Annotated in this window: 21 protein-coding genes; 10 read left to right on the forward strand and 11 right to left on the reverse strand. The window is 67.0% G+C overall.

Features of this window, described 5'->3' with window-relative positions; genetic code table 11:
- Positions 1-5 precede the first annotated feature (5 nt).
- From gspK to gspG, 5 genes are read right to left on the reverse strand one after another with little or no spacing between them, the layout of a single operon-like run.
- Entirely contained in the window at positions 6-1,139 is a 1,134-nt protein-coding gene (gene gspK / locus AB3K92_RS22630; protein WP_021160401.1) for a type II secretion system minor pseudopilin GspK, read from the reverse strand.
- Between the two features lie 2 nt (positions 1,140-1,141).
- Complete coding sequence (locus AB3K92_RS22635; protein WP_081057200.1) at positions 1,142-1,831, reverse strand: type II secretion system protein J; 690 nt, start codon at positions 1,829-1,831, stop codon at positions 1,142-1,144.
- On the reverse strand, positions 1,809-2,243 hold the full coding sequence (gspI, locus tag AB3K92_RS22640) for a type II secretion system minor pseudopilin GspI (RefSeq protein ID WP_042975635.1): 435 nt from the start codon (positions 2,241-2,243) through the stop codon (positions 1,809-1,811). The genes AB3K92_RS22635 and gspI overlap by 23 nt, the downstream gene beginning before the upstream one ends.
- Before the next feature lie 2 nt (positions 2,244-2,245).
- Positions 2,246-2,815, reverse strand: coding sequence for a GspH/FimT family pseudopilin (locus tag AB3K92_RS22645; RefSeq protein ID WP_021160404.1), 570 nt, complete (start codon positions 2,813-2,815; stop codon positions 2,246-2,248).
- Positions 2,816-2,854: 39 nt separating this feature from the next.
- Positions 2,855-3,307: a type II secretion system major pseudopilin GspG gene (gene gspG, locus AB3K92_RS22650; protein WP_011350483.1), complete on the reverse strand. Its 453-nt coding sequence runs from the start codon at positions 3,305-3,307 to the stop codon at positions 2,855-2,857.
- Positions 3,308-3,482: 175 nt separating this feature from the next.
- On the opposite strand from gspG, the gene AB3K92_RS22655 reads away from it, so the two are divergent.
- Positions 3,483-3,893 carry a type II secretion system protein N gene (locus AB3K92_RS22655; protein ID WP_027788737.1) on the forward strand — a complete coding sequence of 137 codons (411 nt, stop codon included), beginning with the start codon at positions 3,483-3,485 and terminating at the stop codon, positions 3,891-3,893.
- Between the two features lie 30 nt (positions 3,894-3,923).
- Here AB3K92_RS22655 and gspF read toward each other — a convergent pair whose 3' ends face one another.
- From gspF to gspD, 3 genes are read right to left on the reverse strand one after another with little or no spacing between them, the layout of a single operon-like run.
- Positions 3,924-5,141, reverse strand: coding sequence for a type II secretion system inner membrane protein GspF (gene gspF, locus AB3K92_RS22660; RefSeq protein WP_021160406.1), 1,218 nt, complete (start codon positions 5,139-5,141; stop codon positions 3,924-3,926).
- 4 nt (positions 5,142-5,145) lie between these two features.
- Entirely contained in the window at positions 5,146-6,645 is a 1,500-nt protein-coding gene (gene gspE, locus AB3K92_RS22665) for a type II secretion system ATPase GspE (protein WP_059490328.1), read from the reverse strand.
- The gene (gspD, locus tag AB3K92_RS22670; protein WP_042975622.1) at positions 6,642-8,987 is read right to left on the reverse strand and encodes a type II secretion system secretin GspD; all 2,346 of its coding nucleotides are present in this window, start codon (positions 8,985-8,987) and stop codon (positions 6,642-6,644) included. Before gspD ends, gspE begins: the two co-directional genes overlap by 4 nt.
- 367 nt (positions 8,988-9,354) lie before the next feature.
- On the opposite strand from gspD, the gene AB3K92_RS22675 reads away from it, so the two are divergent.
- Both AB3K92_RS22675 and AB3K92_RS22680 read left to right on the forward strand, forming a co-directional pair.
- The gene (locus tag AB3K92_RS22675; RefSeq protein ID WP_021160409.1) at positions 9,355-9,804 is read left to right on the forward strand and encodes a lytic transglycosylase domain-containing protein; all 450 of its coding nucleotides are present in this window, start codon (positions 9,355-9,357) and stop codon (positions 9,802-9,804) included.
- A gap of 159 nt (positions 9,805-9,963) precedes the next feature.
- The gene (locus tag AB3K92_RS22680; RefSeq protein WP_042975625.1) at positions 9,964-11,277 is read left to right on the forward strand and encodes a GTP-binding protein; all 1,314 of its coding nucleotides are present in this window, start codon (positions 9,964-9,966) and stop codon (positions 11,275-11,277) included.
- 118 nt (positions 11,278-11,395) lie between these two features.
- On the opposite strand, the gene AB3K92_RS22685 is transcribed toward AB3K92_RS22680, so the two are convergent.
- Entirely contained in the window at positions 11,396-11,674 is a 279-nt protein-coding gene (locus AB3K92_RS22685) for an HU family DNA-binding protein (RefSeq protein WP_006401505.1), read from the reverse strand.
- A 388-nt stretch (positions 11,675-12,062) separates the two neighbouring features.
- Here AB3K92_RS22685 and mnmC point away from each other — a divergent pair, with 388 nt between their 5' ends.
- The 7 genes from mnmC to AB3K92_RS22720 all read left to right on the forward strand — a co-directional run bounded on the left by mnmC (position 12,063) and on the right by AB3K92_RS22720 (position 20,973).
- A complete protein-coding gene (mnmC, locus tag AB3K92_RS22690) occupies positions 12,063-14,033 on the forward strand; it encodes a bifunctional tRNA (5-methylaminomethyl-2-thiouridine)(34)-methyltransferase MnmD/FAD-dependent 5-carboxymethylaminomethyl-2-thiouridine(34) oxidoreductase MnmC (RefSeq protein WP_369465864.1) in 1,971 nt (656 codons plus the stop codon).
- Positions 14,034-14,704: 671 nt separating this feature from the next.
- Positions 14,705-15,919, forward strand: a complete 1,215-nt coding sequence (locus tag AB3K92_RS22695) for a cation:proton antiporter (RefSeq protein ID WP_021160412.1) — start codon at positions 14,705-14,707, stop codon at positions 15,917-15,919.
- Between the two features lie 14 nt (positions 15,920-15,933).
- On the forward strand, positions 15,934-17,049 hold the full coding sequence (locus AB3K92_RS22700) for a YbdK family carboxylate-amine ligase (RefSeq protein ID WP_021160413.1): 1,116 nt from the start codon (positions 15,934-15,936) through the stop codon (positions 17,047-17,049).
- Between the two features lie 508 nt (positions 17,050-17,557).
- Positions 17,558-18,196 (forward strand): MarR family winged helix-turn-helix transcriptional regulator, encoded by a 639-nt coding sequence (locus AB3K92_RS22705; RefSeq protein ID WP_027788730.1) that lies wholly within the window; start codon positions 17,558-17,560, stop codon positions 18,194-18,196.
- 28 nt (positions 18,197-18,224) lie between these two features.
- A complete protein-coding gene (locus AB3K92_RS22710; RefSeq protein ID WP_042975637.1) occupies positions 18,225-18,935 on the forward strand; it encodes a glutamine amidotransferase in 711 nt (236 codons plus the stop codon).
- A 215-nt stretch (positions 18,936-19,150) separates the two neighbouring features.
- Entirely contained in the window at positions 19,151-20,263 is a 1,113-nt protein-coding gene (locus AB3K92_RS22715; protein ID WP_369465865.1) for an NADH:flavin oxidoreductase/NADH oxidase, read from the forward strand.
- Positions 20,264-20,442: 179 nt separating this feature from the next.
- Positions 20,443-20,973, forward strand: coding sequence for an SET domain-containing protein (locus AB3K92_RS22720; protein ID WP_042975626.1), 531 nt, complete (start codon positions 20,443-20,445; stop codon positions 20,971-20,973).
- A 134-nt stretch (positions 20,974-21,107) separates the two neighbouring features.
- Here the strand turns inward: AB3K92_RS22720 and AB3K92_RS22725 are convergent, their stop codons facing one another.
- Positions 21,108-22,592: a sensor histidine kinase gene (locus AB3K92_RS22725; RefSeq protein ID WP_048023988.1), complete on the reverse strand. Its 1,485-nt coding sequence runs from the start codon at positions 22,590-22,592 to the stop codon at positions 21,108-21,110.
- 119 nt (positions 22,593-22,711) lie between these two features.
- The gene (locus tag AB3K92_RS22730; RefSeq protein ID WP_006401494.1) at positions 22,712-23,404 is read right to left on the reverse strand and encodes a response regulator transcription factor; all 693 of its coding nucleotides are present in this window, start codon (positions 23,402-23,404) and stop codon (positions 22,712-22,714) included.
- Between the last annotated feature and the right edge of the window lie 34 nt (positions 23,405-23,438).

A 23,438-nucleotide genomic window follows, 5' to 3' on the forward strand; every position in this document is an offset into this window, starting at 1 on the left:
CGTCGTTATAGCTGGTCGCGAATGCGCACGACCCGTGTCGAGTGCGTGGTCGGATCACGATACACGAGCGAGGTGCGATCGACCTCCGCGCGTTCGTGCTGGATCCGGCCATGCACGATGAAATAGCTCGAATTGACGTCGACGAGGCTCGAGTCGAGCGTCACGTTCGGCGGCGCACCGGCGCCGCGCAGCGCGAGCTGCACATCGGCGACGTTGCGGAAAAACACGGTCTCGCGGCGCGACACGAGTGCCTGCGCGGACGACACGCTCATCCCCGGAATCAGCGCCGCGATCACCTCGGCCGGCGCGGTGTTCATGTTCACGGGCGTCGTGGTCGGCAGCACGGTGACGAACGGGCGCAGCCGCGCGACCATCTCGGGCGTCACGCCGTCGACGTCGAGCAGGCTGTCGACACCCGTCATCATCAGCGGCGCGGGCCCGCGGTCGCCGCCCGTCATGCCGGGATCGTCGGTGAAGCCGCCGCCGCCCTGCTGATCGGTCGTCACCGGCGCGGTGACCGGCGGCGCCGTGCCGCCGCCCGGCAGCGTGGGCATCTGGAAACGCGTCGCCGAATGCAGCAGGCCCGCGCGCACCTGCAGCGCGACGCGTTTCGCGAACGCGCCGTCGTAGCCGAGTGTCGTCAGCAGGCGCTGGAACGCCTGGACCTGCGTGACGTTCAACTGCAGCACGCCGGGCGCCGGCGACGCCACGAGGTTGCGCAGGTTGAACTTCGCCTGGGCGTCCTCGATCGAGCCGGAGATATAGGTGTCTTCGCCGCCGGTGTCGTTGGGGGCGCCGATCCGCCCGAGGAAGTCCGACAGTTTCGTCTTCGCGATCGGCACGCCCCAGATGCCGCCGAGGTACGTGATGCCGGGCGCCGTATCGCCTTCGGAGCGCAGGATCATCCGCGTCCAGTCGAGCGCGCCGCGCGCGACCCACTGCGCCTGCGCGATCTCGCGCTGGTTCTCGATGCGGCGGATCTGCACCTGCTGGCGCCACAGCATCCCCGAGACGAGGATCGCCGACAGCGCGACGACGAGCAGCGCGGTGATGATCGCCGCGCCGCGCTGGCGGCCGCGTGCCCGTGCGTGGCTGGCAGCACGGGCGGCAGGCAATGAACGGGGAGGGCGCGCGCGCATCGTCATTCCCCGACGAGGAAGATGCGCGTGACCGGCACGCGCAGCGACGTCGCACCGATGCTGACCTGCAGCCCCGTCACCGCGCGCGTCGGCGGCGCGTTGCCGAGCTGCGGCACCTTGAGCGCGTCGTTGTTCTGCGCGAGCGCGTCGTCGGCCGTCTGCAGGTTGGTGGTCCAGCCCACGCGCGGCACGTACAGCTTCGCGTCGATCGCGCCGACGCCGCCCATCAGCGCGACCCAGCTCCAGCCTTCGACGCTGCTGTCCTTCAGCATGCCGCGCAGCCGGTTCGCGTCGTCGATCGGCGGCGACGCGTAACGCACGACCCGTCCGCCGGCGATCCGGTAGCGGACCACCTGCAGCCGCGGCGCGACGCCCGGCACGTCGAGTTCGCGGACGATCTGCAGCGTGTTGCCGGCGACGCCGATCGCCGGCTGGCCGGCTTCGTCGTCGGTTGCGGCGAGCCGCGCGTCGATGCGCATCTGGTCGAACATCTGCGCGAACACGCGTTCGTCTTCCATCGCGGCCGCGACCTTGTCGCGACCGCGCATGATCTGGTCGAGCCCGCGCCACGCGAGGATCGCGACCACCGCGAGGATCGCGATCGCGATCATCAGCTCGATCAGCGTGAAGCCGCGGGCGGGGCGGGCGAACGGGCGTCGCATCGGCGCGTCAGAGCGGACGGCTGGTTTCATTCGCGACCACCGTCACCATCTGCGCGAGCACGCCGGCATGCCCGGGCGAGCTCACCGAAATCCGGACGCGCCGGAACACCGGGTTGGGCGTGGTGCTCACGCGCTGCGTGCAGACGAGCTGCACGTTGCCTTGCGAGCAGTCGAAACTCTGCTCGCCGATCTCCGGCCACGCATGCGTGAGCCGCATCTGCGCGAGCGCGTTGTCGGCGCTCCAGCCGGCGAGCAGCCGGCGATGAAGATCGGAGGCGTTGGTCGCCATCGTCCCGACCGCGCGGATCGACGCGGCGAGCGCGACCGCGATGATCGCGAGCGCGACCAGCACCTCGATCATCGTGAAACCGCGCCGCGCATGAAGTCCCGTCGGGGCATGGCGGTGCGATGAAGCAACGGGGAAGGGCAGGCGACGACGCATCGTCATTGCACCTCGTAGCGGCCGTTGCCGGTGCCGACGATCGTCGCGCTGCCGGCGGCCGAATGCAGCGTCACGCGCACCGGCGTGTCGATGCTCTCGGTGCCGAACACGACGCGGCTCGCGCGCGTGTCGGACCCCGGATAGTCGATGTCGGCGCCCGTGACGCCGCCGTCCCAGTCACGCGGGCGCAGCAGGTCGTCGCGCAGCGTGCGCCAGCCGTCGGGCGAGCTCACGTCGAAACGGAAGCCGTGTTCGGTCGGCTGCCATGCGATCGGCCGGGCACGCACCTGCGCCTCGTCGCCGGCGGTCTCGAACAGCAGCGCGATGCGCTGCGCTTCCTCGCGCAGGTCGGTACGCGGATTGCGCGTGAGCGACAGCGACGCGAGCGACACGAGCAGGCCCGCGATCACGAGCACGACCAGCATTTCGAGCAGCGTGAAGCCGCGCGTGCGCCGCCGCCGCGCACCGTGCTTCGTCGGCCCGCCGTCGGCATGCGCCGGCACGGACGAAGCCGCGCCGCGACGCGCACGGCGGTCGCGACCGCAGCGGGAGGTCGTGCGAATGGCGAGCATGAAGAACGGGAACGAAGCGTCGGGCCGGTCAGTGAGCGCTTATTGCCACGAACCGATGTCGGTATCGTTGCCTTCGCCGCCTTCCTTGCCGTCGGCGCCGTAGCTGAACACGTCGATCTCGCCGTGCACGCCCGGGTTCAGGTACTTGTACCCGTTGCCCCACGGATCGTTCGGCAGGCGCTCGAGATAACCGCCGTCCTTCCAGTTGTTCGGGATCGGATCGGTGGACGGCTTCTGGATCAGTGCGTTCAGGCCCTGATCCTGGGTCGGGTAGCGGCCGTTGTCGAGACGGTACAGCTTGAGCGCCTGCATGATCGTGCCGATGTCCTGTTTCGCGGCGATGCGGCGCGCCTCGTCCGGGCGGCTCATGATCTTCGGCACGATCAGCGCCGCCAGGATCCCGAGGATCGCGACCACCACCATGATCTCGATCAGCGTGAAACCGCGCTGACGACGCACGGCCGCGTTGCGGCGAGTGATCCACGTTTGCATGACTGACTACCTCTTTCCAAAAAATGTCGTTGGTTGGGTGACGCGCCCGGTGCACCGGACGATTGCCTGACGGCAACCTTCCGGACCCGCGGTCGCGGAGCACGCATTGTAAGGCGCGCATTGCCGAGGGCTTTCACCCAACGCAAATTTCACATAGATCCGTACAATAGCGCGCATGAACGCGCTCTCGATCCGGATCCTCTCCCTAGCCCTCTTCGCGGGTTTGTGCGCGACGGCCACTTACTGGGTCGTCACGCTGTCAGCCCGTGAAGCGCCGCTGCCCGCCGCCGCCGCGCGGCTGCCGATCCGTACCGAGGACGCCGCGGCGCTCTTCGGCGGTCAGCTCGACAAGAATCCCGTGCAGGACATCCACCTGTTCGGCATCCTCTCGCTCGATCGCGGTGCCGCCGCGATCGTCGGCGTCGGCGGCGAACCGCCGCGCGCCGTGTCGCTCGGCGCGGAGGTCACGCCCGGCGCGAAGCTCGCCGAAGTCCGCCCCCGCTCGATCGTCGTCGACCGCAACGGCGCCCGCGCCGAAATCCAGCTGCCGGCGAACACGCCGTCCCCCGCGATCTACATGCGCTGAACGGTAGCGGCCTGATCGACTGTCGGGCCGTTACTGCACCATGTTGTTCAGCTCGATGATCGGCAGCATCACGGCCAGCACGATCACGAGCACGATCCCGCCCATCGCCAGGATCAGGAGCGGCTCGAGCAGGCTCGTCAGGAACATCGTGCGGCGCTCGAGCTCGCGCGCTTCGCCTTCGGCCGCGCGATCCAGCATCGTCGTCACGTCGCCCGTCGCTTCGCCCGAACGGATCAGGTGCACGAGCACCGGCGGAAACGTCTTCACGTTGTTCAGCGCACGCGACAGCGCGGAGCCTTCGCGCACGCGCACGATCGCATCGTCGATGTTCGCGCGCATCGCGCGGTTCGACAGCGTCTCGCCGGCCGCCTGCAACGCGCGCAGGATCGGCACGCCCGCCGCGGTGAGAATGCCGAGCGTGCTCGCGAACCGCACCGTGTTGTAGCCGCGCACGAGCTTGCCCGCGAGCGGCGCGGTCAGCACCCAGCGGTCGAAGCGCAGCCGCGGGCCGTCACGCGACAGCGTCGCCTTCACGAACCACACGACGAGCACGACCGCGATCAGGATCGCCCACCACCAGTGCCGCACGAAATCCGACAGCGCCATCATCACGATCGTCAGCACGGGCAGCTGCTGCTTCGTGCTCGCGAACACGTTGACGACCTGGGGCACGACATAGCTCAGCAGGAACGTGACGATGCCGAATGCGATCAGCGTGACGATTCCCGGGTACGTGAACGCGAGCAGGATCTTCTGCTTCAGCGCGTTGCTTTGCTCGATGTAGTCGGCGAGGCGCGACAGCACGATGCCGAGCTTGCCGGTGTGCTCGCCGGCCGCGACGAGCGCGCGATAGATTTCGGGGAAGTCGCGCGGATGCTGGCCCAGCGCGTTCGCGAGCGAATGGCCGCCGAGCACTTCCGCACGGATCGCGGCCATCAGTTCGCGGATGTAGTCGCGCTCGGCCTGCTCGGTCAGCACGCCGAGCGCCTCGTCGAGCGGCAGCCCCGCGATCAGCAGGCTCGCGAGCTGGCGCGTGAGGATCGCCTGTTCGCGCTGCGACAGCTTGCGGCCGAACGCGAGCCGCTGCGACCGCGCCCCGCGCGTCGCGCTGGCAGCCGGCTCGACGACGAGCGGCGTCAGCCCCTGCGTACGCAGCTGGCCGCGCGCGGCACGCGCGCTGTCGGCGTCGATGACGCCCTTCTGCGCGCGTCCCGCCGAATCGATTGCTTCGAAACGGAATGCCGGCATCGCGCTATGCGCCTCCCGTCACGCGCAACACTTCCTCGAGCGACGTCGCGCCGGACGCGAGCCAGCGCTCGGCGTCGTCGCGCAGCGTGCGCATCCCTTCCGCACGACCGGCGGCGAGAATCTCCGCGTCGGCCGCGTTGCGGTGGATCAGCGAGCGGATCGACTCGTCGACCAGCAGCAGTTCGTATACCCCGCGCCGGCCCGCGTAGCCCGAATGCCCGCACTTGTCGCAGCCGACCGGATGCCACACGGTGCGGCCTTCTTCCTGGCGTTCTTCCTTGCAGACGGGGCAGAGCTGGCGCACGAGCCGCTGCGCGAGCACGCCGAGCAGCGACGACGCGAGCAGGTAGGGTTCGACGCCCATGTCGGTCAGCCGCGTGACGGCCGATGCCGCATCGTTCGTGTGCAGCGTCGCGAGCACGAGGTGGCCCGTCAGCGACGCCTGCACCGCGATCTGCGCGGTTTCGAGGTCGCGGATCTCGCCGATCATGATCACGTCCGGATCCTGGCGCAGGATCGAACGCAGCGCCCGGGCGAAGGTCATCCCGATCCGCTCGTTCACCTGCGTCTGGCCGATGCCGCCGAGGTCGTATTCGATCGGGTCCTCGACGGTCATGATGTTGGTCGTCGCGGTTTCGAGCCGCGACATCGACGCATACAGCGTGGTCGTCTTGCCCGAACCGGTCGGGCCGGTGACGAGCACGATGCCGTGCGGGCGCGCGATCAGCTTGTCGAACTGGACGAGCGTGTCCCGGCCCATCCCGAGCGCTTCGAGGTTCAGCCGCTGCGCATCCTTTTCCAGCAGACGCAGCACCGCACGCTCGCCGTGGCCCGTCGGCAGCGTCGACACGCGCACGTCCACCGGCCGCCCGCCGACACGCAGCGTGATGCGGCCGTCCTGCGGCAGGCGCTTCTCCGCGATGTCGAGCTGCGCCATGATCTTGATCCGCGAGATCAGCGCACCGTGCAGCGCCTTCTTCGGCCGCACGACGTCACGCAGCGTGCCGTCGACGCGAAAGCGCACGACCGACGCATTCTCGAACGGCTCGATGTGGATGTCCGACGCCTGTTCGCGCGCCGCTTGCGTGAGCAGCGCGTTGATCATCCGGATGATCGGCGCATCGTCTTCCGATTCGAGCAGATCCTCGACCTCGGGGATATCCTGCATCAGCCGCGACAGGTCGACTTCGCCTTCGACCTCGCCGACCACCTGCGCGGCGCTGCCGTCCTGGCGTGCGTACGCGTGGTTGATCGCCTGCGCGAGCTCGTCGGCCGGCACGCGATGCACGGAGATCGAGCCGAAGTTGCGCGCGATCTCCGCGAGCGCGGCATCGCTCGTGCGTTCGCTGATCCACACCTCGAGCGTATCGTCGAGCTGGTGCGCGATCAGCACCTGGCCGCTCTTCGCGAAGCCGTACGGCAGCAGCCGCGCGGCGAGCGGCGACGGCGGCTGGCGGTCGCCCGGCGCGCCGTCGTGGGTGGAAGACGCGTGCACGTCGCTCACTGCGACGCTCCCGGCGTGGCCGTCAGCGGCTGTTGCGGCACCGCCTGCTGCGGCACGCTCTGCGGCTGGGCGGGCGTCGCCTCCGGCAACGGCTGGGCCGGCACCGGCGCGACCTGGCGCTGCAGTTGCTGGCGCCGCATCTTGTCGAGATCGAACAGGTTGCCCGCGGCCGTACCACCCTGGCTCGGGCCGATCGGCATCGGCGGGACGACCGGATCGTCCTTGTCGCGCATCACGTTGTTGTCCGACTTGTATGCGCCCGTCACGCCCTGGATGTAGTCGTAGCGATTGGCCGTCACTTCCTGCGCGGTACTGCGATCGGAGATGATCACCGGGCGCAGGAATACCATCAGGTTGGTTTTCGAGCGAAGCTTCGTTTCGGAGCGGAACAACTGGCCGATCCACGGGATGTCGCCGAGCAGCGGCACCTTGCTGTTCGACACCTGGTAGTTGTCCTGCATCAAGCCGCCGAGCACGATGATCTCGCCGTTGTCGGCCAGGATCGTCGACTGGATCGAGCGTTTCGTGAAGGTCGGGCCGGTCTGCGCGCTGGTCGTGCCGGCGACCACCGCCGAATCCTCGGTATAGAGCTGCAGCTTGAGGATCCCGCCGTCGGTGATCTGCGGCTTCACGTGCAGCGTCAGGCCGACGTCGCGACGGTCGTAGGTATTGAACGCGTTGTTCGTGTTGCCGCTCGTCAGGTTCGAATACGAACCCGTCGCGATCGGCACGTTCTGGCCGACGACGATCTTCGCTTCCTCGTTGTCGAGCGTGATCAGGTTCGGTGTCGACAGCACGTTCGCGTCGCTCACGCCCGCGAAATACTGCAGCAGTGCGCCGAGCCCCTGCACGCCGAACATGTTGTGCAGCCAGCCGATGTTGAGCCCCTGGCTCAGCGCCCCGAGATTGTTGACCAGCCCGCCGCCGGTGATGCCGCCGGCGGCGTTGGCCACGCCGCCCGCCGTCAGGTTGACGATGCTGTTGCCCAGACCGCCAGTGGGGTTCAGGTTCGTGCCGCCGAGAAACTGGCCGCTCGCGACCTGCCACTGGATACCGAGGTTGCCGGACGTATTCGAGTTCAGCTCGACGATCAGCGCTTCGATATAGACCTGCGCGCGCCGCGCGTCGAGCTGGTCGATCACCGAGCGCAGGTTCCGGTACACCGGATCCGACGCGGTGATGATCAGCGAGTTGGTCGCCGCGTCGGCCTGGATCATGCCGCCCGGCTGGTTGTCGTCGCCTTTGTCCTTGTCGCCGCCGAGCAGGCCGGCGCTGCCGAGACCGCCGCCGCTGCCCGACGAACCGCCGTACCCCGACGAGGACGACGAACCGCCGAGGCCGCCCGACGGCAGCGGCGGGGTGCCCGACGTGCCGGTCGAGAAGTTGCCGCTCGACGACGAGCCGCCGTTCTGGTTGAAGCTGTTCGCATCGTTGGACGATGCCGACGAGCCGCTGTCGCTGCCGCTCCCCTTGCCGAGCATGCCGCGCAGCGTCTTCGCCAGCTTCACCGCATCGGCATTGCGCAGCGGCACGACATGCATGTTGCCGGGCACCCCGCTCGGCGCGTCGAGCTGCTGTACGAGCCGCTTCGCGGCCGCGAGGCGCGACGCGCTCGACGCGCGCAGCAGCAGCGAGTTGGTGCGCGGGTCGGCCGTGACCGACACCTTCAGCGTCGCATCGCTGTTGCCGATCGCGCCCGGGTCGAGCATTTTCTGCAGCTGCGCGGCGAGGTCGATCGCGTTCGCGTTGCGCAGCGGAACGACCTGCACCTGCGCGCCCGCGGCGCTGTCGACGCCCGCGATGATCTGCGCGATGCGCCGCACGTTGTCCGCGTAGTCGGTGACGACGATCGTGTTGTTCGCCGGGTAGGCCGTCACCGTGTTGTTCGGCGAGATCAGCGGCCGCAGCACGGGCAGCAGGTTGTTCGCCGATTCGTTGTGGAGCTCGAACACCTGCGTGATCACCTGGTCGCCGCGCGCCTGCGGCGCGTTGCCGACGTAGGTCGGCACGCCCTGCAGCTTCGCGTCGGCCTCGGGCACGACCTTCAGCACGCCGTGATCCTGCACGAGCGCGAAGCCCTGCATCCGCAGCGCAGACTGCAATGTCTTCAGCGCCTGGTCTTCCGGCACCGGCCGTTCGGCCACGAGGTTGAGCTGCCCCTTCACGCGGGGGTCGACGATGATGGTCTTGCCGGTTGCGGCGCCGATCGCCTTGGCGACCTGGTCGATATCCGCATTCACGAAGTTGAGCGTGACCTGAGCGTAGGCGGCCTGCGAAACGATGAGGCCGGCGACGATCAGGGTCGTGGCGACACGCCGCATAACGAAGCGATTTCTTGTCATGGATGAATGGGTCGATGCCGGCTCAGGCCACTTCCGGCGGTAGTGCTGGGATCCAAGTCCTAAAGAGGCGACATTAGCAGTTTTTCATGTCCGAAATATCACATTGACCCGAGGACTGTCTCACATACGACATGTATTCTGCGAGCCGTATGCAATATGTAATGTTCGGCGCTATGCTCTGCATCCCGGCCATCGCCCCCGTTTCACGATGAACCGACACGGAAATGCGGTATAACCGGGCTGCCGTATTCCTGTATGTCGCAAGCTGACGGACTGTCGGTATGATACGGGCGGCGCGTTTCTCATCGCACGAATAACAGGCACGGGTTTTCCCGACCTTCGCGCAATTTATTATCGATTCCGCACCATGAACAGACGGTTCGCCTCGATTGCGTTGATCGCCGCCGGCGCGTGTTTCGCCAGCGCGAACGCTCGCGCGGACTGTTTCGACGAGGCGGCAAGATATCAGCAGGTCAATCCGCTGATCCTGCGCGCGATCGCGTGGCAGGAGTCGCGCAACCGGCCCGGCGCGCTGAACAAGAACACGAACGGCTCGGTCGACTACGGCCTGATGCAGATCAATTCGATCCACCTGCCGACGCTGTCGCGCTACGGGATCGGCCGCGACACGCTGATGGAGCCGTGCAAGAACGTCTACATCGCCGCGTGGCATCTCAAGCAGAAGATGAACCGCTACGGCAACACGTGGCAGGCGGTCGGTGCCTATCATTCGGAAACACCGTCGCTGCGCGACAAGTACGCGCGGCAGATCGCCGCCATCCTGACGCAGTGGAAGCTGTTGCCGCCCGTGCAATGACGCTGCGGCCCGGCGCGGCCTGACGCCGTACCGGCCGGCCGGCGCGCGTTTGATGCACAATGCGGATCTCACGCCGCAGTTTCGCCCGTCCGCGGGACGATCGCGCCCCGGAAGGGCGCCGCGGCCGCTTTTTCAATTTTTCCGTTGGTGCGTATCGCTATGAATCCGGCTATGAACCAGCCGTTGCCCGTCACCGTGCTGTCCGGTTTCCTCGGCGCCGGCAAGACCACGCTGCTCAACCATGTCCTCGCGAACCGCGCGGGCCTGAAAGTCGCCGTGATCGTCAACGATCTCGCAGCGGTCAACATCGACGCATCGCTCGTGCGCGACGCGCAGGCGCTGTCGCACGTCGAGGAACGCCTCGTCGAGATGTCGAACGGCTGCATCTGCTGCACGCTGCGCGACGACCTCCTCGTCGAGATCCGCAACCTCGCATCCGAAGGCCGCTTCGATGCGATCATGATCGAATCGACCGGTATCGCGGAGCCGATGCCGATCGCCGAAACCTTCACGTTCGTCGACGACGACGGCACGTCGCTGTCCGCGATCGCGCGGCTCGACACGCTCGTCACCGTGGTCGACGCGTACAACTTCCTCCGCGACTACGGCTCGGACGACGCGCTCGCAACCCGCGGCATCGCCGCCTCGGAAGAGGACGACCGCACGCTCGTCGAGCTGCTGATCGAGCAGATCGAATTCTGCGACGTGCTGGTGATCAACAAGGCCGACCTCGTCGGCGCCGACGAACTCGCACGCCTGCAGCACATCCTCGCGCGCCTCAACCCGCGCGCGCACCAGGTCGTGTCGACGTTCGGCAACGTGCCGCTCGACGAAGTGCTGAACACGGGCCGTTTCGATTTCGACGAGGCCGCGAACGCGCCGGGCTGGCTCGCATCGCTCGATCACGATCACACGCATTGCGACGACCCGGACTGCCATGACGAACATCATGCGCACGTGCACGGCGAAGCCGACGAATTCGGCATCGGCAATTTTGTTTACCGCGCGCGCCGGCCGTTTCATCCGGCACGGCTCTGGGCGCTGCTGCACCAGGAGTGGCCGGGCGTGCTGCGCAGCAAGGGCTTCTTCTGGCTCGCGACGCGCAACGACATCGCGGGCTCGCTGTCGCAGGCGGGCGGCGTATGCCGGCATGGCCCGGCGGGTCTGTGGTGGGCTGCGCAGGATCGCGCGGAATGGCCGGACGACGACGAACTGCTCGCGGAAATCCGCGCCGAATGGCACGGCGATCTCGACGATCGCGCGGTGGGCGATCGCCGGCAGGAACTCGTGCTGATCGGCATCGCGCTCGACGCGGATGCATGGCGCGAGAAACTCGATGCGTGCCTGCTGACCGATGCGGAATTCGCGCTCGGCGCAGCAGGATGGCACGCGTTCGACGATCCGTTCCCGGCGTGGGACATCGATTCGCACGACGACGACGATCACGGCGACACGCAGATCGTGCACGTGTAACGCGTTGTAAAAACAACCGTTAAATCTTGCAAGAGGGGCGCGGACTGTGGCGAAAATGCCGCGCGCGCCCAACAAAAAACCCGCCGAAAGGCGGGTTTTTCTTGGAACAGGCGCTGGATTAACGCTTGTTGACGGCGTCCTTGAACGCCTTGCCAGCCGTGAACTTGACCGTCTTGGCTGCCGGGATCTTGATGGTTTCGCCCGTCTTCGGGTTGCGGCCCGTACGTGCTGCGCGCTTGCCCGAACCGAAGCTGCCGAAGCCGATCAGCTGAACCGCATCACCCTTCGACACGGCCTTCTTGATGACTTCGAGCAGCGTGTCCAGCGTTTCGCCGGTTTGAGCCTTGCTGGCGCCCGTTTGGGCGGCGACGGCGTCGATCAGTTCCTGTTTGTTCATTAAGGTTCCTTTATCAGGTTAGGTTGACACGAACAGCGCGAACGCGCCGATTATACGTGCGCGAACCGTGCCGTCGAGAGTCAGACTCCGACGACACAGCGCCGAATCCTGGCCCGCGCGACGCGCCCTCCGGTATGCCGGCGGCCACCCCGCGGTACGGCGTTGCTATGATAGCGCAGCGCAAACCCAATAACGACAAGGGTTTCAAAGATTTTCATCGGTATTTCGCCGAATGAATCACGGACTGCCCATTTTTTGACCAGCGCCAACCGGACAGGATACGCAGCGCGGTCCGCCCGTGCGCCGCCCCGTTGGCTTTTTCCAACGGCCGGACGGACGGCCCCGCGCAATCCCTTGCCAGGCTTGGCTGCCACGTTTTTTGTTTCGCATGACCGACCGACTTGTTCCCGCCACGCTCGCCATCCGCGACGACGGCACGCTCGTGTCGCCCGAGTTCGGCGACATCTATCACAACGTCGCGGGCGCGCTCGCGCAGGCGAACTACGTATCCGTCGCGGGCAACCGGCTGCCGGCGCGCTGGCAAGGCCGCCGCACGTTCACGATCGTCGAGACGGGGTTCGGCACGGGCGCCAACTTCCTCGCGACCTGGGCCGCGTGGCGCGAGGACCCCGCACGCTGCGAGCGGCTGCATTTCGTGTCGGTCGAGAAGCACCCGTTCTCGCGCGACGACTTGCGCAAGGCGCTTTCCCATATCGTTGCGAACACAACGATATCGGCCGAAGCCGCGATGCTTGCCGATGCGTGGCCGACGCTCGTGCCGGGTTTGCACCGGCTCGAATTCGACGACGGGCGGGTCGTGCTCACGCTTGCATTCGGCGACGCGCGCGAGATGCTGCCGAAACTCGTCGCACGTGCCGATGCGTTTTATCTGGACGGTTTTGCGCCGGCGAAAAACCCGGACATGTGGTCGGCCGACGTGTTCCGCGCACTCGGGCGTCTCGCTGCCGAAGGCGCGACCTTCTCGACGTATTCGAGTTCGGGCGTCGTGAAACAGGCGCTCACCGACGCGGGTTTCACGTATCGCAAGGTCGACGGGTTTGCCGGCAAGTTCGTGATGCTCGTCGGCGAATACGTGCCGCGCTGGCGCGCGCGCCGGCACGAGCCGCCGCTCGCATTGCCCGTTGCGGCACGCCGCGCGATCGTGATCGGTGCGGGCCTGGCGGGCTGCGCGGTCGTCGAACGTCTCGCCGCGCGCGGCTGGGAGGTCACGCTGATCGAACGGCACGACCGGATCGCGAGCGAGGCGTCGGGCAATCCGGCCGGCGTGTTCCATCCGCTGATGACGCGCGACGACAACGTCGCGAGCCGGCTCACGCGCGGCGGCTTCCTGCACGCGATCGCACGCTGGCGCGCACTCGAACGCGCGGGCCATGCATTCGCGCGCAGCACGCACGGAATGATTCATCTTGCCGAATCGGCCGACGACTTCGCGCGGATGCGTGATGCTTTCGATGCGTTCGGCGCACCGTCCGACTACGTATCGCTGCTCGACGCCGATGCCGCGCGCGCCCATCTGAACCTGCCGGTCGCGCACGGCGGCCTGCTGTTTCCGCACGGCGGCGCCGTCTGGCCGGCCGGCCTTTGCGCGGCGCAGTGCGACGCGGCCGGCGAGCGCGTGCGCTTGCTCGCGTCCACCGCTGTGGCCCGACTCGAACGGCGGGGCGATACATGGCATGCGCTCGACGATGCGGGCGGCACACTGGCCGAAGCGCCCGTCGTCGTGCTCGCGAATGCCGGCGATGCCGCGCGCCTCGCCGGGCTGCAGCATGTCGCGCTGCAACCGGTGCGTGGCCAGCTCACGCTGCTGCCCCCCGCCAGCACGGCACCGCTGCCGTGCCCGGCGATCGGCGACGGTTACGCGGTACCGCTCGACGACGGCACGCTGCTGATCGGCGCGACGTTCGAGCCCGACGACGTCGATCCCGCGATGCGCGCGGCCGGTCACGCGGAAAACCTCGAGCGCGTGCGCCATCTGCTGCCGGGCCTGATTGGCGACGTGCCGGACCCGGGCACGCTGCGCGGCCGCGTTGCGTTTCGCTGGGTCGTCGGCGATCGTCTGCCGCTCATCGGCCCGCTCGCGGACGAAGCAGGAACCGTCGCCAAGGCACGCGCGCTGAGCGGTGCGCAGGCGCGCGACCTGCCGCGCATGCCCGGACTCTACGGCGCATTCGGTTTCGGTTCGCGCGGCCTCGTATGGGCCGCACTCGGCGCCGAACTGATCGCATCGCAACTCGAAGGCGAGCCGTGGCCGCTCGAACGCGAACTCGCCGATGCCGTCGATCCCGCACGCTTCCTGATCCGCGCATTGCGCGCGCGCCGCGTCAGCCAGGCCGGCTGACCAGCCACCTCGGCCGATCACAGTTTCCCGATTTTTTCGCGCAAGGTTATCCACTCGACGCTGTGGATAACCGCGCGGAATCCGCGCGCACTTCGTGTGCAATCACAGTGGACGTAAACTGGGCAACTCGACACAGCTGTGAAGCGGCCCGAAAGTTGCTCAATCGAAACTTCTGTGCACGAACAGCCTGTGCAACGGGTTATGGGCTCTCCAAGGCCTTGATCCGTCGACGTAAACCGAAGTTATCCACAGAACTGTGCGCGCCTTGTTAACTTCTACTACGTATATATACAAGTAAACCTTTGAAACCAAAGACCTGAGGTGCCGCACAGCGCCGCGAGTCGAGTCAATGGGTTCCAGACCGAAAAAGCTGTGGCACAATCGGTTTCCTTCGCGTTCATCCGGCCAGGCGCCGGACATGCTTCAATGGAACGGTCGGCACGATTTCGAATCTGAATCTTCGAGACTGCGCAGTCCGTTCACACACCAGGCCGACAATCCAGATCGGCAACCTGAGCGACTTTCCGCCCTGTGGCGGAACAGGCGGATCCCATGTCCCGCCGTCGTCGACACAACAATCACATTCGGGGCGATACCCAGCCGGCGCGCATCCATTTCTGACGCTTGATCCTGTGTCGCTGGCGGTCGCTTCCAAAGGAGAAGTCACCACGATGAAGTCGGCGTTCTCATTCCTGCCCAACTGGCCGCTTACGCCGGATGCCGTGTTCTGGGCCGGGCTCGCGCTGTTCGCGGCCGGCCTATGCGGCGAGCTGTGCTATCGCGCATGGCGGCTGCCGCGCATCACCGGTTATGCGGTGATCGGTCTTATCGCCGGATCGTTCGGATTCGGCGTGATCGATGCAAGCACCGACGAAACCTCGCGGCTGCTGATCGACGTCGCGCTCGGCCTGTTGCTGTTCGAGCTCGGCAGCCGTCTCGACCTGCGCTGGATCCGGCGCAATCCGTGGCTCGTCGCGTCCAGCCTCGCCGAAGCCACGCTCACGTTCGTGCTGGTGCTGTTCGTGATGCTGGCGCTCGGCGTATCGGGGATGGTCGCGCTCGTGCTGTCGGCGATCGCGATCGCGACATCGCCATCGATGGTGATCCAGCTGAAGACCGAACTGCGCGCGGAAGGGCAGGTGTCGCAACGCCTCATCACGCTCACCGCGCTCAACAGCGTCTATGCGATCGTGCTGACCAAGCTCGTGACGAGCTGGCTCCACCAGGAAGCGTACGGCAACGTTTTCGCGACGATCCTGCAGCCGCTCTACCTGCTCGCCGGTTCGTTCATCGTCGCGTATCTCGTCGCGCGTTCGTGCAATTTCCTGTTCCGCCACATGACGTCGACGATGCGTGACGAGCATTCGTTCGTCGCGCTGTTCGGGCTCGTGATGCTCGCGATCGCGGTGGCCCAGGCACTGAAGCTGTCGACGCTGCTCACGCTGCTGCTCGCCGGCATCATCGTGAAGAACCTCGAGGCGCGCCCGCAGCTGTGGCCCGAGCATTTCGGCACGGCCGGCTGGCTGTTGACGGTGGTCCTGTTCGTGCTCACGCTCACGTCGTTCACGTGGGGCGACATCGCGCTCGGCGGGTTGCTCGCGATCGTGCTGATCGTCACGCGGCTCGTCGCGAAGCTGGCCGGTGTCGTCGCGTTCGCGAAACCGAGCGGCATCGGGATGAAGCAGGGCATCGCGCTCGGCATCGCGCTCACGCCGATGTCCGCGCTGTCGTACCTGCTCGTCGACGACACCTACCAGCTCTATCCGAATTTCGACCCGCACCTGCGCGCGATCGTGATGTGCACGATCGTGATCCTGCAGCTCGTCAGCCCGTTCATCGTCTACCGCTGCCTGTCGGCGGTCGGTGAGCGCAGCGACAGCAACTGATTCCGGAACCTGCCATGGCACTCGAAACCTTCGTCAATTCCGAGCCGTTCACGTTCGGCGTCGAACTGGAGATCCAGGTCGTCAACACGCACAACTACGACCTGACCAAAGCGGCATCCGACCTGATGCGCCTGATCCAGGGCGAGACCTTTCCGGGCAACATCACGCCGGAAATCACCGAGAGCATGATCGAGCTGTCGACCGGCATCTGCCATTCGCACGAGCAGGCGGTGAGCGAGCTGCACGCGATCCGCGACGTGCTCGTGAAGGCGGCCGACCAGCTCAACGTCGGGCTGGCCGGCGGCGGCACGCATGCGTTCCAGCAATGGAGCGACCGGCAGATCTACGATGCGCCGCGCTTCCAGTACATCTCCGAACTGTACGGTTACCTGGCCAAACAGTTCACCGTGTTCGGCCAGCACGTGCACATCGGCTGCCCCGATCCCGACAGTGCGCTGTTCCTGCTGCACTCGATGTCGCGCTTCATTCCGCACTTCATCGCGCTGTCCGCGTCGTCGCCGTTCGTGCAGAACGTCGACACCGGCTTCCATTCGGCACGCCTGAATTCGGTGTTCGCGTTCCCGCTGTCGGGCCGCGCGCCGTTCGTGCTGACCTGGGACAGCTTCGAGGAGTACTTCACGAAGATGGTGAACACGGGTGTCGTCAACTCGATGAAGGACTTCTACTGGGACATCCGCCCGAAACCCGGCTACGGGACGATCGAAGTGCGCGTGATGGACACGCCGCTGTCGGTCGACCGCGCGGCGGCGATCGCCTGCTACATCCAGACGCTCGCGCGCTACCTGCTGACCGACCGGCCGCTGAAGCTGTCGGAGGACGACTACCTCGTCTACACGTTCAACCGTTTCGAGGCGTGCCGCTTCGGGCTCGAGGGCACCTGCGTGAATCCTCAGACGGGTGAGCGCCGTACCATCGCCGAAGACATCCTCGACACGCTCGACCGGATCGCGCCGCATGCGGCCGCGCTCGGTTCGCGCGCGGCCCTCGACGAGATCGGCGCACTGGCCCAGGCGCGCGTGAACGACGCCTCGTGGTTGAGAACCGTTTTCAAACAGGAAAAATCGCTCAACGAGACGGTCCGCCAGCAGTGCTTACGTTGGCGCGAGTGAAAAAATGTTTTGCAGATTACGGGGTCGACCGAGTCGCGATTCACTGAATGGCTGGCGGCCTCGATTGACGCCGAAATCGTTGCCGGTTGTCCTGAAAATCTGTGGATAACCCGATATTCCGCTGCAAAGTCAACGATCTGTAGACGGGATAACCCGGTGGATCATAGCGGTCGGCCCGATGGCCGATCCGAACAGGAAAATGTCCCGACACCCCGCCGCGCGGGCGTTCGGCATTGCAGGCACAACGAAAAATTTTGGTTATCCAGTGATTTTCCACAGAATGAAGGGGATAACTTAGCTGTGCGATTTTCCGCTCTCGCTTAGAATGTCGGCTTTGCGGACACCGGAACGATGCGTGTCTTACCGGTCGCCGCGAACGCGACCGCCGCGTGTGCCCTCGCGACGGCCGTGCTGACGCACTCGCAAGAGCGTGTCTGTTTTGAGATAGACATTCGATCTCCACACTACGGCCGCTCGGCAAACCGGGCGGCGGCAAAGCGAAAAGACTATGAGCGAAGGCGTTTACGGGAATCAGGCTTCGGGACGTGTGACCCACAGCCTGCTGCGGTTGAGTACGGCCATGCGAAGCCAGGCATGGGATTGGGCGGAAGGCGCTGGCCTCACGCCGACGCAGGGCGAGATTCTCGTGCTGCTGCTGCAACGCAAGGGCCCGATGCGGCTCGGCGAGATCGCGCGCGAGACGCAGCTGACCGCGGCGACCACGAGCGATGCGGTCAGCACGCTCGAGACGAAGGGTCTCGTCGAGAAGCGCCGCGCGCTGGACGACGGCCGTGCACTGGCCGTGCGCCTGTCGGCCCGTGGCCGCACGGCCGCGAAGAAGGCGCTGCAATGGCCTGAATTCCTGACGAAAGCCGTCGGCAAGCTTGGCGCGGACGAGCAGGGCGCACTGTATCGCGCGCTGCTGAAGACGCTGCGCGAACTGCAGGTGGCCGGTGCGACCCCGCCGCAGCGCATGTGCCTGACGTGCGCCCACTTCCAGCCGGGCAAGCTGTCGAAGAAGACCGTGCATCACTGCGCGGCGCTCGACATCTCGATGTCCGACAGCGATCTGCGTCTCGACTGCTCGGTGCAGGAAGAAGCCGACGCGGCAACGCAGAAGAAGACCTGGAAGATTTTCGCCGGCTGACGTCCGTCGATCGACCGGGAGGCCGATGATGAACGCTGAAGTCGTGGCGATCCGCCACGTGCACTTCGAGGATCTCGGGAGCTTCGAGCAGGTGCTCGGCGAACGGGGGCGGCGGGTGCGCTACGTCGACGTCGGGTCATCGCGCTTCGAGGTGCTCGACGTACTCGAACCGTCGCTCCTCGTCGTGCTCGGCGGGCCGCTCAGCGTGTACGACGACGCGCAGTATCCGACGATCGCGCCGCTCGCGGCGCTCGTACGCACGCGCATCGACGCCGGGCTGCCGATCCTCGGCATCTGCCTGGGCGCGCAGTTCATCGCCCGGGCGCTCGGCGCGCGCGTCTACCCGGCCGCTCAGCACGAACTCGGCTGGGCGCCGCTGACGCTCACCGATGCCGGCCGTGCATCGCCGCTGCGCCATCTCGATGGCGCGGCGACGTCGATGCTGCACTGGCATGGCGACACGTTCGACCTGCCGGGCGGTGCGATTCATCTCGCGTCGACACCGGCCTGCCGCCACCAGGCATTCGCGTGGGGCCAGCACGTGCTGGCGCTGCAATGCCATCCGGAAATCCGTACCGACCGCTTCGAACCGTGGCTGATCGCCAACGCCGGCGAAATCGCGGCCACGCCCGGCATCGACGCGCGCCAGTTGCGCGCCGATACCGCGCAGCACGGCCCCGCGCTCGAGGCGGCCGCGCGACGGATGTTCGCGGAGTGGCTCGACGGCGTCGGGCTCTGACGCGGCAAGCGGCGCCGCCGTTTGCCGCGAAGCGGTTGCCCGGCCCGCGTCCGTTGCAGGCCGGCGCATCGCCGCATGCGCGCGGTTTGCCGCGTCGCCGGCAACCCGCCACGGGCCGTACCTGACCATCCGCTTACTGCCGCGTGCACCGTCAGCACGCTTGCGGCCTGCGTGCTACGCTCGTTCGCTCTTTCCTTTCCTGGCGAGCGGCCTCCATGACTGCGCTGTTTTCCCCGTTCACGCTGCGCGGCGTGACTCTTCCGAACCGGATCGTGATTTCCCCGATGTGCCAGTATTCGGCCGAGCGCGGTGAAGCGACCGACTGGCACATGATTCACCTCGGCCATCTCGCGCTGTCGGGCGCGGGGTTGCTCTGCATCGAGGCGACCGCGGTGGAACCGGACGGGCGCATCACGCATGGCGACCTCGGCCTCTGGGACGACGTGACCGAAGCCGCGCTGAAGCCCGTGCTGGCCGCGATCCGCAAGCATTCGCCGATCCGCGTCGCGATGCAGTTGTCGCACGCGGGGCGCAAGGCGTCGAGCAACGTGCCGTGGCAGGGCGGTCAGCTCGTGCCGGTCGCCGACGGCGGCTGGTTGCCGCACGCGCCGTCGGCGGTGCCGCACAAGGACGGCGAGACGCCGCCCCTCGCCCTCGATGCCGCCGGCCTGAACCGGATCCGTGAAGCGTTCGCGGCCTCGGCGAAGCGTGCCGCACGGCTCGGCATCGACGCGATCGAGGTGCATGCGGCACATGGCTACCTGCTGCACCAGTTCCTGTCGCCGCTCGCGAACCAGCGCACCGACGAATACGGCGGCTCGCTCGAAAACCGGATGCGCTTTCCGCTCGAGATCTTCGAGATCGTGCGCGCGGCGTTTCCGGAAGACCGGCCGGTCGGCGTGCGCGTGTCGGCCACCGACTGGGTCGAAGGCGGCTGGGAGCTCGACGATACGATCGCGTTCGCGCACGAACTGAAGCGCCGCGGCTGCGACTGGATCGACGTGTCGTCCGGCGGCGTGTCGCCGTTGCAGAAAATTCCGCTGTCGCCCGGTTACCAGGTGCCGTTCGCGGAGGCGGTGAAGCGCGCGGTCGGCATGCCGACGGTTGCCGTCGGGCTGATCAACGAGCCCGCGCATGCGAACCGGCTGATCGAGGCCGGCGATGCCGATTTCGTCGCGATGGCGCGTGCGATGCTGTACGACCCGCGCTGGCCGTGGCATGCGGCGGCCGAGCTCGGTGCCCAGGTGACGGCGCCGCCGCAGTACTGGCGTTCGCAGCCGCGCGAGCACAAGGCGTTGTTCGGCGACGTCGCTTTCGGCCAGCGTTGAGCATCGCACGCGCAATATTGCGTGTGATGTTGAACGAAGCAATCGTGAACGTGTAGGATGCGGGTGATTCGCCGCATGCCCCGACGCGGCACCGACCGGTGCCGCGTTTTCGTTTTGCGCGGCGCGAGGCCGCGATCGCGGCCGCCCCCATTCAAGTCGTTTTCACAAGGATTCGGTCGATGAGTTCACGCAGGATCGCGGTGCGCCGCTCGGGAGTACACGGCAAGGGCGTGTTCGCCGTGGCGCCGATCAAGGCCGGCGAGCGCGTAGTGGAATACAAGGGCGAACGAATTTCGTGGAAGGAAGCGCTGCGTCGCCATCCGCACGACCCGAGCGAACCGAACCATACGTTCTACTTCGCACTGGACGAGGGCGGGGTGATCGACGGCAAGATCGACGGCAACAGCGCGCGCTGGATCAACCATTCGTGCGCACCGAACTGCGAAGCCGAGGAAGTCAAAGGCCGCGTGTACATTCACGCGCTGCGCGACATCGGGCCGGAAGAGGAGCTGTTCTACGACTACGGCCTCGTGATCGACGCGAAGCTGACGAAGTCGCTCAAGCGTGAATACGCGTGCCATTGCGGCGCAACGTCGTGCCGCGGCACGCTGCTCGCGACGCCCGACGACGGCGGCAAGAAGAAAAAGAAGAAGGACAAGAAGGACGGCAAGTCCGAGTCCCGTTCGAAGGACAAGAAAAACAGGAAGTGACGCAGGCGGCGGCGCATCGTGCGCTGCCGTTGCCGTTTCAGCGCCCGGCTGCCGCATCATGCGGCTTGCTGCCGGGTTTTCCGCCTTCGTCATCCGGCGCGCGGCCCGGCCAGGGGCTGCCCGCCGCGAATCGCTCAGTGCGTCGACTCGGCGGCCGGGGTTTCGCTGGCCGGCTTGTCCGTGCGTGCAGCCAGCGGCACCCTCACCACGAAGCGCGAGCCGCCTTCCGACGCATCCTCGTACGATACGGTGCCGCCGTGCATCGCGATGATGTCGTGCACGATCGCGAGGCCGAGCCCGGCGCCCGTCTCGACGCCGTTGCCGTTTTGCGCGTCGCCGCGGAAGAAGCGCTTGAACAGGTCGGCCTGCTGGTTGGCGGGCACGCCGGGGCCGTTGTCCTCGACGACGATCTCGGCGGCCGGCTGGCCGCCCTCGAGCGCGCCGCGCGCGACGTTCACCGTGATCCGCGCACCGTCCGGCCGCGCGAGCGGCACGTACTTCAGCGCATTGTCGAGCAGGTTCGCGATCACCTCGCGCAACAGCACGGGGTTGCCGCGCACGACCAGCTTCTCGTCGTCACCCGGATCGTCGGTACGCTGGAAGCCGAGGTCGACGTGCGACGCGAGTGCGCGCGGCACCCATTCGGCGCCCGTCTCGAATGCCATCGCGGCGAGGTCGACGTCGACGAACCGCGCGGCCTGCTCGCCCGGTTCCGCGCGAGCGAGCGACAGCAACTGGTTCGACAGTCGTACCGCGCGGTCGGCGGCCGCGCGCAGCTCGCGCACCGCGGCGAAGGTCTGGTGCGGGTCGCGTGCAACGGCCGCTTGCTCCGCGTGCAGCTTCACGGCCGTCAGCGGCGTGCGCAACTGGTGCGCGGCGTCGGCGATGAACTTGCGCTGCGCGTCGAGCGCGGTTTTCAGGCGGCCGAGCAGGGCGTTCATCGCGCTCGTCAGCGGCCGGATTTCCAGCGGCACCTCGGTTTCGTCGACCGGTTCCAGCGACGTGTGGGTCTGCCGGTTCAGCGAATCGGCCAGATGCGTGAGCGGGCCGAGCTGCTGGTTGACGACGCGCCACACGATGCCCCAGCCCGCGAGCAGCAGCAGCAGCAGCGGCATCATGATCGCGACGAGGAATTCGGCCGCGATCCGGTAGCGGTGCCGCACCGGCTGCGCGACCTCGACGACCATCGGCTTGCCGCCCTCGACGTTGTCGACGCGCACCTGCGCGACCCGTACCGCGCGGTTGTCGTATTCGGCCTCGAACACGTATGCGTGATGCATGCGGCGCACGTTGATGCCCCGCAGCGGCAGCTTCGGATCGCCGGCGAGTTCCTGTTCGCCGTCGCTGATCCGGTAGATCAGCGCTTCGGCGGGATCGGAGAACATCGCCTGCGCGAGCGGCGGCACCGTGAACGGCGCGTCGGGGCCGGCGATCTGGATCTGTTTGGAAATGGCGGTCGCGAGATCGGCGAGCGAGCGGTCGATCACGTGCTGCGTGTATTGCCACGCGAGCCAGTAGGCGATCAGGCCGCTCATCAGTGCGAGCATCGACAACGGGGCGGCGAGGCGCCGAAGCAGCGAGCGGCGCAGGCTGGTGGTCACAGCCGGATCAGGTGACATTTCGACGGGCAAATGGATAAGCGCCGCTCACGGGGAGCGGCGCGGTCGTACGCCGGGCGGCGATGCGGGCAGGGTGGGCGCGCCGGCGGGCCAGGCCGGCCGGTGCGCCGCACCGCCGTTCAGACGCTCGCCGTCTGGCGGATTTCCTGCAGCAGGTAGCCGAAGCCGCGCACCGTGACGATTTCGACGCGGCACTGCTCGAGTTTCTTGCGCACGCGGTGCACGTAGACTTCGATCGCGGTGTCGCCGAGATCGCCGCCGAAGTGCGTGAGGTGATCCTGCAGCTGGGCCTTGCTGACGACGCGGCCGTGACGCAGCAGCAGCATCTCGAGCACCGCGAATTCACGCGGCGACAGTTCGAGCGGCTTGTCGTCGTTGAAGATGCGGCGATCGACGCCCGACAGGCGGACGCCGCCGAGCGACACTTCCGGGCGCGGCATGTCGCTGTGCGGGCCGCTGCGGCGCATCACCGCGCGGATGCGCGCTTCGAGCTCGGCCGGCTCGAACGGCTTGAGCATGTAGTCGTCGGCGCCGGAGTTCAGGCCCTGGATCCGGTCGTTCAGCTCGTCGCGTGCGGTCAGCACGATGACGGGCGTGTGGCGGTTGGTCTGGCGGAAGCGCGTGAGCAGCGTCATCCCGTCGATGCCCGGCAGGCCGAGGTCGAGGATCACGAGTTCGTGGCGATTCTGTGCCAGCGCCTGTTCGGCAAAGATGCCGTCATGCACCATGTCGACGGTGAAGCCAGCCTGCTCGAGGCTGCTCTGGATACCGCGTGCGATGGGGCGGTCGTCTTCGATCAGAAGGAGTCGCATGAAGTTCGCTCAAGTACAATGGGTTGGCGGTTCA

This window comes from Burkholderia sp. Bmkn7 (assembly GCF_041103175.1).
Classification (GTDB): domain Bacteria; phylum Pseudomonadota; class Gammaproteobacteria; order Burkholderiales; family Burkholderiaceae; genus Burkholderia; species Burkholderia cepacia.

What these genes read in the sequence shown, in the direction of transcription:
- AB3K92_RS22725 (WP_048023988.1), bottom strand. Translation starts at nt 22,592, where the DNA reads ATGTCACCTGATCCGGCTGTGACCACCAGCCTGCGCCGCTCGCTGCTT.
- gspD (WP_042975622.1), bottom strand. Translation starts at nt 8,987, where the DNA reads ATGACAAGAAATCGCTTCGTTATGCGGCGTGTCGCCACGACCCTGATC.
- AB3K92_RS22695 (WP_021160412.1), top strand. Translation starts at nt 14,705, where the DNA reads ATGAAGTCGGCGTTCTCATTCCTGCCCAACTGGCCGCTTACGCCGGAT.
- AB3K92_RS22635 (WP_081057200.1), bottom strand. Translation starts at nt 1,831, where the DNA reads ATGAAACCAGCCGTCCGCTCTGACGCGCCGATGCGACGCCCGTTCGCC.
- AB3K92_RS22710 (WP_042975637.1), top strand. Translation starts at nt 18,225, where the DNA reads ATGAACGCTGAAGTCGTGGCGATCCGCCACGTGCACTTCGAGGATCTC.
- gspK (WP_021160401.1), bottom strand. Translation starts at nt 1,139, where the DNA reads ATGCGCGCGCGCCCTCCCCGTTCATTGCCTGCCGCCCGTGCTGCCAGC.
- AB3K92_RS22655 (WP_027788737.1), top strand. Translation starts at nt 3,483, where the DNA reads ATGAACGCGCTCTCGATCCGGATCCTCTCCCTAGCCCTCTTCGCGGGT.
- AB3K92_RS22680 (WP_042975625.1), top strand. Translation starts at nt 9,964, where the DNA reads ATGAATCCGGCTATGAACCAGCCGTTGCCCGTCACCGTGCTGTCCGGT.
- AB3K92_RS22720 (WP_042975626.1), top strand. Translation starts at nt 20,443, where the DNA reads ATGAGTTCACGCAGGATCGCGGTGCGCCGCTCGGGAGTACACGGCAAG.
- AB3K92_RS22700 (WP_021160413.1), top strand. Translation starts at nt 15,934, where the DNA reads ATGGCACTCGAAACCTTCGTCAATTCCGAGCCGTTCACGTTCGGCGTC.
- AB3K92_RS22730 (WP_006401494.1), bottom strand. Translation starts at nt 23,404, where the DNA reads ATGCGACTCCTTCTGATCGAAGACGACCGCCCCATCGCACGCGGTATC.
- AB3K92_RS22645 (WP_021160404.1), bottom strand. Translation starts at nt 2,815, where the DNA reads ATGCTCGCCATTCGCACGACCTCCCGCTGCGGTCGCGACCGCCGTGCG.
- gspI (WP_042975635.1), bottom strand. Translation starts at nt 2,243, where the DNA reads ATGCGTCGTCGCCTGCCCTTCCCCGTTGCTTCATCGCACCGCCATGCC.
- mnmC (WP_369465864.1), top strand. Translation starts at nt 12,063, where the DNA reads ATGACCGACCGACTTGTTCCCGCCACGCTCGCCATCCGCGACGACGGC.
- gspG (WP_011350483.1), bottom strand. Translation starts at nt 3,307, where the DNA reads ATGCAAACGTGGATCACTCGCCGCAACGCGGCCGTGCGTCGTCAGCGC.
- AB3K92_RS22685 (WP_006401505.1), bottom strand. Translation starts at nt 11,674, where the DNA reads ATGAACAAACAGGAACTGATCGACGCCGTCGCCGCCCAAACGGGCGCC.
- gspF (WP_021160406.1), bottom strand. Translation starts at nt 5,141, where the DNA reads ATGCCGGCATTCCGTTTCGAAGCAATCGATTCGGCGGGACGCGCGCAG.
- AB3K92_RS22675 (WP_021160409.1), top strand. Translation starts at nt 9,355, where the DNA reads ATGAACAGACGGTTCGCCTCGATTGCGTTGATCGCCGCCGGCGCGTGT.
- AB3K92_RS22715 (WP_369465865.1), top strand. Translation starts at nt 19,151, where the DNA reads ATGACTGCGCTGTTTTCCCCGTTCACGCTGCGCGGCGTGACTCTTCCG.
- AB3K92_RS22705 (WP_027788730.1), top strand. Translation starts at nt 17,558, where the DNA reads ATGAGCGAAGGCGTTTACGGGAATCAGGCTTCGGGACGTGTGACCCAC.